General features: G+C 72.7%; 11 protein-coding genes. 6 read left to right on the forward strand and 5 right to left on the reverse strand.

The annotated features are described in order from the left end of the window. Positions 1–97 precede the first annotated feature (97 nt). Complete coding sequence (locus tag ACFWPA_RS19265) at positions 98–463, reverse strand: HesB/IscA family protein (RefSeq protein ID WP_378508408.1); 366 nt, start codon at positions 461–463, stop codon at positions 98–100. Positions 464–618: 155 nt separating this feature from the next. On the opposite strand from ACFWPA_RS19265, the gene ACFWPA_RS19270 reads away from it, so the two are divergent. The 4 genes from ACFWPA_RS19270 to ACFWPA_RS19285 all read left to right on the forward strand — a co-directional run bounded on the left by ACFWPA_RS19270 (position 619) and on the right by ACFWPA_RS19285 (position 3,748). Continuing rightward, complete coding sequence (locus ACFWPA_RS19270) at positions 619–1,284, forward strand: DUF3043 domain-containing protein (RefSeq protein WP_378508407.1); 666 nt, start codon at positions 619–621, stop codon at positions 1,282–1,284. A gap of 77 nt (positions 1,285–1,361) precedes the next feature. Next, entirely contained in the window at positions 1,362–1,823 is a 462-nt protein-coding gene (locus tag ACFWPA_RS19275; RefSeq protein WP_378508436.1) for a bifunctional adenosylcobinamide kinase/adenosylcobinamide-phosphate guanylyltransferase, read from the forward strand. 40 nt (positions 1,824–1,863) lie between these two features. Further along, positions 1,864–2,985 carry a nicotinate-nucleotide--dimethylbenzimidazole phosphoribosyltransferase gene (gene cobT / locus ACFWPA_RS19280; RefSeq protein ID WP_378508406.1) on the forward strand — a complete coding sequence of 374 codons (1,122 nt, stop codon included), beginning with the start codon at positions 1,864–1,866 and terminating at the stop codon, positions 2,983–2,985. A 4-nt stretch (positions 2,986–2,989) separates the two neighbouring features. Then, a complete protein-coding gene (locus tag ACFWPA_RS19285) occupies positions 2,990–3,748 on the forward strand; it encodes an adenosylcobinamide-GDP ribazoletransferase (protein WP_378508405.1) in 759 nt (252 codons plus the stop codon). 7 nt (positions 3,749–3,755) lie between these two features. On the opposite strand, the gene ACFWPA_RS19290 is transcribed toward ACFWPA_RS19285, so the two are convergent. From ACFWPA_RS19290 to gcvT, 3 genes are all read right to left on the reverse strand, one after another. Then, positions 3,756–3,959, reverse strand: a complete 204-nt coding sequence (locus tag ACFWPA_RS19290) for a PLD nuclease N-terminal domain-containing protein (RefSeq protein ID WP_378508404.1) — start codon at positions 3,957–3,959, stop codon at positions 3,756–3,758. A 69-nt stretch (positions 3,960–4,028) separates the two neighbouring features. Then, positions 4,029–5,132, reverse strand: coding sequence for a branched-chain amino acid aminotransferase (locus ACFWPA_RS19295; RefSeq protein ID WP_378508403.1), 1,104 nt, complete (start codon positions 5,130–5,132; stop codon positions 4,029–4,031). A gap of 93 nt (positions 5,133–5,225) precedes the next feature. Further along, a complete protein-coding gene (gene gcvT, locus ACFWPA_RS19300) occupies positions 5,226–6,326 on the reverse strand; it encodes a glycine cleavage system aminomethyltransferase GcvT (protein ID WP_378571544.1) in 1,101 nt (366 codons plus the stop codon). A 139-nt stretch (positions 6,327–6,465) separates the two neighbouring features. Here gcvT and ACFWPA_RS19305 point away from each other — a divergent pair, with 139 nt between their 5' ends. After that, positions 6,466–7,980, forward strand: coding sequence for a leucyl aminopeptidase (locus ACFWPA_RS19305; RefSeq protein ID WP_378571546.1), 1,515 nt, complete (start codon positions 6,466–6,468; stop codon positions 7,978–7,980). 97 nt (positions 7,981–8,077) lie between these two features. Here ACFWPA_RS19305 and ACFWPA_RS19310 read toward each other — a convergent pair whose 3' ends face one another. Continuing rightward, on the reverse strand, positions 8,078–8,410 hold the full coding sequence (locus ACFWPA_RS19310; protein WP_378508400.1) for an oxidoreductase: 333 nt from the start codon (positions 8,408–8,410) through the stop codon (positions 8,078–8,080). 267 nt (positions 8,411–8,677) lie between these two features. Between ACFWPA_RS19310 and ACFWPA_RS19315 the strand changes: the two genes are divergently transcribed. Continuing rightward, the coding region (locus tag ACFWPA_RS19315; protein ID WP_378571548.1) for a biotin/lipoyl-containing protein at positions 8,678–9,372 on the forward strand (695 nt) is incomplete at its 3' end.

Here is a 9,372-nt window from a genome sequence, read left to right on the forward strand (position 1 = left end):
AAATTCCACCTGCCGCGGCGCCCCGGGCCCCCCTCGGCCCCGCCGCGGTGGCCGGCCCGGTGACGGGTGCCGCGCCGGAGGTGGGCGGTGCGGACGATCAGTTGAACGAATCGCCGCAGGCGCAGGAGCCGGTGGCGTTCGGGTTATCGATCGTGAAGCCCTGCTTCTCGATGGTGTCGACAAAGTCGATGGTGGCGCCCTCGACGTACGGCGCGCTCATCCGGTCGACGGCGAGCCCGACCCCACCGAAGTCGACGACGAGGTCGCCGTCGAGGCTGCGGTCGTCGAAGAAGAGCTGGTAGCGCAGTCCGGCGCAGCCACCCGGCTGAACGGCGATGCGCAGGGCCAGGTCGTCGCGACCCTCCTGGTCGAGCAGAGCCTTGGCCTTGGCCGCTGCCGCGTCGGTCATCACGACCTTGTGCGCGGCGTCGTTCTGCACGGAGCTGTCGTTCTCCACTGTCATGGGCTCTCCCTGTTCGCTCGTACCAAAACCCGTGAACGCTACAACCGTACTCCGCGCGACACTATTCCCGCCGCGACCCTCGACTTTCGGACCGACTCGTGGGGCGGGACGGTCCGGGGTCGTGGCGGCGGGAGGCCAGCAAGTAGCCTGGTGGGGTGAAACTGCTGCGCCGAGGCAACCCCGACAATCCCGACAACGGGGATGACCGGGCCGACGAGTCGACCGCTCCCGAGCCGACCACCCCGACCTCCTCCGCCCTCACCGAGGGCAAGGGGCGTCCGACGCCGAGCCGCCGGGAGGCCGAGGGCCGACGCCGCGGGCCGGTCGCACCGGCACCGATGACGGCGAAGGAGGCCCGCGCGCGGCGCAAGCAGAACCGCGGCTCGAAGGAGGAACGCAAGGTCGCGTCCGCCGAGCGGCGCGCCGACGCCGCCGACCGCCGGGCCAGGATGCTCGCGGGCGAGGACAAGTACCTGCTGCCCCGCGACAAGGGCCCGGTCCGCGCCTACGTCCGCGACCTGGTGGACTCGCGCAGGCACCTGGTCGGCCTGTTCATGCCGCTCGCGGTGCTGCTGATCCTGGCGATGTTCCTCGATCCGTCGCTGCAGGCCTACGTCACGCTCGGCATGTTCGTGATGATGCTGTTCATGGTGGTCGAGGGCATCCTGCTGGGCAGGCAGGTCAACAACAAGGTCCGCGACCGCTTCCCGGACTCGATCGACGGTGGCTTCAAGCTGGGCTGGTACGCGTTCGTCCGGGCATCGCAGATCCGGAAGATGCGGGCGCCGCAGCCGCGGGTCTCCCCCGGCGACGCGGTGTGACGACCGCGGCCCCTGGTCGGCGGGTGCTCGTCCTCGGCGGGGCCCGCTCCGGCAAGTCCGGGCACGCGGAATCGTTGATGCCCGCGGGTGAGACCCGCTACGTCGCCACCGCCCGGATCGACCCGGAGGACGCGGACTGGACCGCGCGAATCGACCGGCATCGGGTCCGACGGCCCGCGCACTGGACGACCGTCGAGAGCGGGCGCGGCCCGGGACTCGCGTCGATCCTGCGTGCGGGCGGCCCCCCGACGCTCGTCGACGACCTCGGCACCTGGCTCACCGCCGAACTCGACGACGCCGACGCGTGGGACGCTCCCCGCGGCACGATCACGCCCCGCTGCGAGGACCTGGTGACGGCCGTCGCGGGCTACCCGGGCACACTCGTACTCGTCAGCCCCGAGGTGGGGCTCGGCGTGATCCCCGAGACCAGGTCCGGGCGCCTGTTCCGGGACGAGATCGGCGCCCTCAACGGCGCCATCGCGGGGGTGTGCGACGAGGTCGTCCTCGCGGTCGCGGGGCTGACCGTTCAGCTGAAGTGACGACCGTCCCGATGCCGCGACCCGACGCGAAAGGTGTGCTGTGACAACCGAATCGACCTCGACACCCGAGGACGCGGAGACCGCAGGGGTGTCGTTCGACCCGGTCGTCGCGCCGTCGGCGTCGGCGCGGACCGCCGCGGACGACCGGCAGGCGCAGCTGACCAAGCCCGCCGGATCCCTCGGCCGTCTCGAGGACCTCGCGGGCTGGGTCGCCGCCTGCCAGGACCGGTGCCCGCCGACACCGTTCGCGCGACCGCGGGTGGTCGTGTTCGCCGGCGACCACGGCGTCGCCCGGCACGGGGTGTCCGCGTATCCGGCGGAGGTGACCGCGCAGATGGTGGCGAACTTCCTCGCCGGTGGCGCCGCGGTCAACGTGCTCGCCGCGGCGAACGGTGCCGGGGTGCGCGTCGTCGACATCGCCGTCGACGCCGACACCGACCCGGCCGTGTCCCGGCACAAGGTGCGGCGGTCCAGCGGCGCCATCGACCGGGAGGACGCGCTGACCGCGGAGGAGACGGCCCGCGCGATCGCGGCCGGGCGGGCGATCGCCGACGAGGAGGTCGACGCGGGCGCCGACCTGCTGATCGCCGGTGAGATGGGCATCGGCAACACGACCCCGGCGACGGTGCTGATCGCGACGCTGACGGACACCGAACCGGTCGCCGCGGTGGGCCGCGGCACCGGCATCGACGACGCGGGCTGGATCCGGAAGACGGCCGCGATCCGGGACGCGATGCGGCGGGTGCGACGCCACGCCGCGGACCCGGTGGCGTTGCTGCGGGTCGGCGGGGGCGCCGACCTGGCGGCGATGGCCGGGTTCCTGGCGCAGGCAGCGGTGCGGCGGACCCCGGTGATCGTCGACGGCCTCGTCGTGACCGCGGCGGCGATGGTTGCGGAGGAGCTGGCACCCGGGGCAAGGGAATGGTGGGTGGCCGGGCACCGGTCGACCGAACCGTCCCACGTGGTTGCGCTGCAGCGGCTGCACCTCGACCCGATCCTGGACCTGCGCATGCGGCTCGGCGAGGGGTCCGGCGCGGTGGTGGCACTGCCGGTGCTGCAGGGCGCGGTCGCCACCCTCGCGAGCATGGCGACCTTCGCGGACGCCGGGGTCAGCAACCGCGAGGCAGGCGACAGCCTCGCCGACGCCGCCGTCACGGACTGACGACGTGGGCGGGTTGCGGTTGGCACTGTCCTGGCTGACGGTGCTCCCCCTCCCGCACCGGGACGGCGGGCCGCCGATCGACCGCGCCGCCGGCCGTCGCGCGATCGCGGCGGCCCCGGTCGTCGGGGTGCTGTTGGGGCTGCTCGCGGCGGCGGTGACCGCGGGACTGCTCGCCGCGTCCCTCGGCGCCGCCCTCGCCGGACTCGCCGCGGTCGCGGTGCTGGCGTTGGCGACCCGCGGCATGCACGTCGACGGGCTCGCGGACACCGTCGACGGCCTCGGCTGCTACGGCCCGCCCGAGCGGGCCCTCGAGGTGATGCGCAGCGGCGGCGTCGGCCCGTTCGGGGCGGCGGCGCTCGTGATCGTCCTCGGCGGGCAGGCGCTCGCGTTCGGTTCCCTCGCCGCGTCCGGGCAGTGGGCGGCGGTGCTGCTCGCGGTCGCGGCGGGGCGGGTCGCCGCGGTGCTCACCTGCAGGCCGACGCTCCCCGCCGCCACCGCGACCGGATTCGGCGCGCTGGTCGCGGGCACCCAGCCCGCGTGGGTGCGCGTCGCGTGGACGGCGCTGATCATCGGCGCGTCCACGCTCGCCGTCCCGGACCGGTGGTGGCAGGGCCCGCTGGTGGCGGCGGTGGTGCTCGCCGCGGTGATCGCGCTGACCGGCCACTGCGCCCGCCGTTTCGGCGGCATCACCGGGGACGTTCTCGGCGCCGCGATCGAGGTGACCGTCGCCGCGACCGCGGCCGGCTTCCTGCTCGGCGGCTGAGCGCCGGCTACCTCCCCGGATTGCCGCCGTCGATGCCGTAGCTGTACCGCGCCCCGACCAGGAACCACAGCAGCGGCCCGATCACCGGCAGCACGAACGCCACCGACATCCAGGCGAGCTTGCCGGACAACCCGACCGATTGGGATCGCACGATCGACACCGCGGCGATCACGAAGCAGGCCGCCACCACGACCGCGCCGACAGTTGTCATGCCAGCAGACTGTCACACCGCCGGTCCTGCCGGACGGGTGCGGCACCCGCCCGAGCAGGGCCGAAGCCGTCAGGCCAGGGTGGTCATCCAGCCGTGGGTGTCGGCGAAGGTGCCGCGCTGAATCCCGGTCAACGTGTCGCGGAGCGCCATCGTGACCTCACCCGGCTCGCCGCCGCTGATGCTGAACTCGCCCTCGGCGGACTTCACGGATCCGACCGGGGTGATGACCGCGGCGGTGCCGCACGCGAACACCTCGGTGATCTCCCCGGACGCCGCCTTCTCCCGCCACTCGTCGGTGCTGATCCGGCGTTCCTCGACCGCGTACCCCGCGTCGGCGGCGAGGGTGAGCAGTGAGTTGCGGGTGATGCCCGGCAGCAGCGACCCGGACAGCTCCGGGGTGACGAGGCGGGCGTCGGCGCCGGACCCGAAGACGAAGAATAGGTTCATGCCGCCCATCTCCTCGACGTACCGGCGTTCGGTCGCGTCGAGCCAGACGACCTGGTCGCAGCCCTCGTCCGCGGCCTGCGCCTGCGCGACCAGGGAGGCCGCGTAGTTGCCGGCGAACTTCGCGGCGCCGGTGCCGCCGGGGGCGGCGCGCACGTACTCGGTGGACAGCCAGACGCTGACCGGCTTGACGCCCTGCGCGAAGTACGCGCCCGCCGGGGACGCGATCAGCAGGTACTTGTAGCTGTTCGCGGGCCGCACCCCGAGGCCGACCTCGGTGGAGATCAGGAACGGACGCAGGTAGAGCGCGTCCTCACCGCCCGCGGCGGGCACCCAGCCGCCGTCGACGGCGAGCAGCTCGGTGATCGAGCGGTGGAACAGCTCGTCGGGCAGCCCCGGCATCGCCATCCGGCGCGCGGACGCGCGGAGCCGTTCCGCGTTGGACAGGACCCGGAACGACGAAATCGAGCCGTCCTGCTGCCGGTACGCCTTGAGGCCCTCGAAGATCGCCTGCCCGTAGTGCAGCACCATCGTCGCCGGATCCATCTGCAGCGGCGCGTAGGGCTGCACGGTCGCGTCGTGCCAGCCGCGGTCCTCGGTCCAGTCGATGGTGACCATGTGATCGGTGAAGTACTTGCCGAACCCGGGGGCCTCCAGTACTCGCGCGCGCTCCTGCTCCGTGGCGGGTGCGGGGTGCGGAATACGCGTGAAGTCGAGGACACCAGTCATGCGCCGAATCCTATCGAACGCGGCGTGCACGACCATGCGCGACCGCGAGTTCTCGTGCCGCGCCGGCGCGCGACTGCCTGCGCGGCACCGGGGTCACCGGGTGTGCACCGGCACGAACGGCGGCGCGACGACCTCGCAGCGCAGGGCCCGGCCCCGCACGTCGACGGTGACCTCGTCGCCTGCCGCCACCCCCGCGGACGCATCGAGCAGCGCCAACGCGATGCCGACCTTCAGCGTCGGAGAGAAGGTGCCCGACGTGGTCTCGCCGAGCGCCACGCCCTCCCGCAGCACCGACTGTCCCTGCCGCAGCACGCCTCGGTCGAGCGCCCGGATCCCCCACATGGTGCGGGCGGGGCCCGCCGCCTTCTGCGCGGTCAGCGCCTCACGACCCCAGAACGCCGGCTTGCGCCACCCGATCGCCCACCCGCACCGCGCCTCGAGCGGCGAGATGTCGGTGGACAGTTCGTGCCCGTGCAGCGGGTAGCCCGCCTCGGTGCGCAGGGTGTCCCTGGCACCGAGTCCGGCGACCTCGCCCCCCGCCGCCTTCACCGCGGCCAGCAGCGCTCGGAACACCGGCTCGGCACCCTCCCAGGAGGGCAGCAGTTCGTAGCCGTGCTCGCCGGTGTACCCGGTGCGGCACACCCGCACCGGCTGCCCCTCGAATGCCGCGTCGACGAACGCCATGTAGTCCATGTCCGACGGCAATCCCAGTGCGGCAAGGATTTCCGGCGATTTCGGTCCCTGCACCGCCAGCACGCCGTAGTCGCGGTGCAGGTCCGTCACCGTGATCCCGTCCGGGGCCTGCGCGGCCAGCGCGGCGACCACAGCCGCGGTATTCGCCGCGTTCGGCACCAGGAACACCTCGTCCGCGGAGACGTAGTAGGCGATCAGGTCGTCGGTGACGCCCCCGGCCTCGGTGGCACACAGGGTGTACTGGGCCTGCCCCGGACCGATCTTGTCGAGATCGTTTGTCAGGCAAGCATTCACGAATGCGGCGGCACCGGGGCCGACGACCGACGCCTTGCCGAGGTGGCTGACGTCGAACACCCCGACCGTCTCCCGGACGGCAGTGTGCTCGGCGACCACCCCGGCATACGACACCGGCATCTCCCAGCCTCCGAACGGGGCGAAGGTGGCGCCGAGTTCGGTGTGCACGGCGTGGAGGGGTCCCTGCTGCAGTTCCGCATCGCTCATGGGCACCACGCTAGTCGACGGGGATGGCCCCGACCCGATCGAAACGGCGGCGGTGCACCCGGACGATGCAGGTCCGCGCGCCCCGCTGGCGCAAACTACAGTTGCGGACAACGCAATCACCCACACCCCAGGAGCAGATGTGAGCCCTGCCAAGTCCGATGCGCCGCTCGGCCCGGAACTCGTCCTCGCCGGATCGATCGCCAAGCGGGTCGACGTCCTCGTCATCGGCCTGACCACCGGGCCGGACGGTCCCGAGGTTTCCGTCGGCGACGTCCTCGACGACGCCACCGCCGAGGCCGTCCTCGCCGGGCTCGTCGCGGTCGGGGCGACCGGCCGGGCCGAGGAGGTCACCCGGATTCCCGCACCGGCCGACCTGCCCGTCGCGAGTGTGGTTGCGGTCGGGCTCGGGTCCGCCGACGACGCCGACGCGGAACAGATCCGCCGCTCGGCGGGTGCGGCCGCCCGCGCGCTCGCCGGCACCGCCATCGCCGCGACCACGCTGTCCGGGCTCGACCTCGGCGCCGCTGCGGAGGGCTTCTACCTCGGCGCCTACACGTTCACCGAGTTCAAGGCGAAGTCCGCGCCCGGCGCGGGCAGCGCCCCCCTCGGCCGGGTCGAGTTGCTGGTGCCGTCACCGCGCACCGCGGCGGCAAAGAACGAACTTGCCCGCTCGGCCGCGATCGCGGAAGCCGTCGCCGTCGCCCGCGAGTTCGTGAACACCCCGCCCAGCCACCTGTACCCGGCAGAGTTCGCGGCCCGGGCCAAGGCGCTCGGCGCCGCCGCCGGACTGAAGGTGGAGGTGCTCGACGAGAAGGCCCTCGAGAAGGGCGGTTACGGGGGCATTCTCGGCGTCGGCAAGGGATCGTCCCGGCTGCCGCGCCTGGTCCGGCTCACCCACAAGCCGACCGGCCGCGGGCTCAAGAAGGTCGCACTGGTGGGCAAGGGCATCACCTTCGACACCGGCGGCATCTCCATCAAGCCCGCCGCGGGCATGGAGAACATGACCTCCGACATGGGCGGCGCCGCGGCCGTCATCGCGACGGTCGTCCTCGCAGCCAAGCTCGGGCTGAAGGTCGGCGTCGACGCGTACGCGCCGATGGCCGAGAACATGCCGTCCGCGACCGCCCAGCGCCCCGGGGACGTCCTCACCCAGTACGGCGGCACCACCGTCGAGGTGATCAACACCGACGCCGAGGGTCGCCTCGTGCTCGCCGACGCCATCGTCAAGGCGTGCGAGCAGAACCCCGACTACCTGATCGACACCGCGACGCTCACCGGAGCGCAGATGGTCGCGCTCGGCAACCGCACCCCCGGCGTGATGGGCACCGACGAGTTTCGCGATCGGGTCGCCCGGATCTCGCAGGAGATCGGCGAGAACGCGTGGCCGATGCCGCTGCCCGCCGAGCTGCGCGCGGACCTGAACTCGAAGGTCGCGGACCTGGCGAACGTGACCCCGCACCGGTGGGGCGGCATGCTCGCGGCGGCGATCTTCCTGAAGGAGTTCGTCGCCGACGACGTGCAGTGGGCGCACATCGACGTCGCGGGTCCGTCGTACAACACCGGCGGCCCGTTCGGCTACACCCCGAAGGGCGGCACCGGCGTCCCGGTCCGCACGATGATCAGCGTCCTTGAGGACATCGCCGCCAACGGCTAGCTGCGCTCCGCGCCCGTGCAGATGGGGCGGCTCCGCTGCGCTCCGCACCCGTGCGTGATTTTCACCCCGATCGGGGTGAACATCACGCACGGTGCCGTCAGGCCTCGCGGGCGCGGTTACGCAGGATCTTCTGTCTGGCCTCGTGGTCGCGCATCCGCTGCGGGTAGCCGGTCTTGCGGACGTCGTACACGGGGATGTGCAGGTCCTCGCCGAGCCTGCGGGCACCGCGCTCCCCGCCGACCGCGCGCCGCGTCCATTGCCCGTCGGCCGCGACCAGCATCACCGTCAGAGGGGTGACGGTGGTCCGCGGCTCGACGAAGGCCTCGACCCCGATATGGGTGCGCGCCCACTCCGCGAGATAACGGGCGTCCGTGTCCGTGACGCGCTCGGCGCGCCGGCCTCCGCGGCCGAACAGTTTCCTTAACCCCATCGCCCTCACCCCGCCGTCGTGCCCGAACCCGAACATTGCAGTGTGCCACCACTTGCTGTGAGGTTGATGAGGGCAGTGTGACCTGCCCCTCGACGGACGCCGCGAAACGATCAATGCAAGGATGAAGAAGCACCGTCGCGGGGTTGCACGGGTGACGGGGTCGTCCATCGTCACCGGTCCCGCAACCGGACCCGTATTGCAGAATGTTTTCGACCACAAGTCGACCAACTCAACAACCCGAACACAACTGTCGAGGAGTCAAAAGAAATGGCCTTCTCCGTCCAGATGCCGGCTCTCGGTGAGAGCGTCACCGAGGGAACCGTCACCAGGTGGCTCAAGCAGGAGGGAGACACGGTAGAACTCGACGAGCCCCTGCTCGAGGTCTCCACCGACAAGGTCGACACCGAGATTCCGTCTCCCGCCGCTGGCGTCCTGACCAAGATCGTCGCCCAGGAGGACGACACCGTCGAGATCGGCGGTGAGCTCGGTGTCATCGGTGGCGCCGACGAGGCGCCCGCCCCGGCCGCTCCCGCCGCAGCGCCGGAGCCCGAGCCCGCCGCCGCCGCACCCGCCGCCGCCGCCGCAGCACCCGCCGCAGCACCCGCTCCCGCCGCCGCCACCGGGACCCCGGTCACGATGCCCGAGCTCGGCGAGTCCGTCACCGAGGGCACCGTCACGCGCTGGCTCAAGGCCGTCGGTGACGCCGTCGCCGTCGACGAGCCGCTGCTCGAGGTGTCCACCGACAAGGTCGACACGGAGATCCCCTCCCCCGTCGCGGGCACGCTGCTCGAGATCAACGCGGAGGAGGACGACACCATCGCCGTCGGTGCGCAGCTGGCCGTGATCGGATCCGGCGCCCCCGCTGCCGCCCCGGCTCCGGCCCCCGCCGCACCCGCCCCCGCGCCTGCCGCACCGGCCCCCGCGCCTGCCGCACCGGCCCCCGCGCCTGCCGCACCGGCCCC

The sequence above is a fragment of the Rhodococcus sp. NPDC058505 genome, from assembly GCF_042720095.1.
Taxonomy (GTDB): domain Bacteria; phylum Actinomycetota; class Actinomycetes; order Mycobacteriales; family Mycobacteriaceae; genus Rhodococcus_G.

Bases quoted from the DNA above. Each gene is read 5' to 3' on its own strand.
- ACFWPA_RS19265 (WP_378508408.1), bottom strand. From the start codon at position 463: ATGACAGTGGAGAACGACAGCTCCGTGCAGAACGACGCCGCGCACAAG.
- ACFWPA_RS19275 (WP_378508436.1), top strand. From the start codon at position 1,362: ATGCCCGCGGGTGAGACCCGCTACGTCGCCACCGCCCGGATCGACCCG.
- ACFWPA_RS19290 (WP_378508404.1), bottom strand. From the start codon at position 3,959: ATGACAACTGTCGGCGCGGTCGTGGTGGCGGCCTGCTTCGTGATCGCC.
- ACFWPA_RS19295 (WP_378508403.1), bottom strand. From the start codon at position 5,132: ATGACTGGTGTCCTCGACTTCACGCGTATTCCGCACCCCGCACCCGCC.
- gcvT (WP_378571544.1), bottom strand. From the start codon at position 6,326: ATGAGCGATGCGGAACTGCAGCAGGGACCCCTCCACGCCGTGCACACC.
- ACFWPA_RS19310 (WP_378508400.1), bottom strand. From the start codon at position 8,410: ATGGGGTTAAGGAAACTGTTCGGCCGCGGAGGCCGGCGCGCCGAGCGC.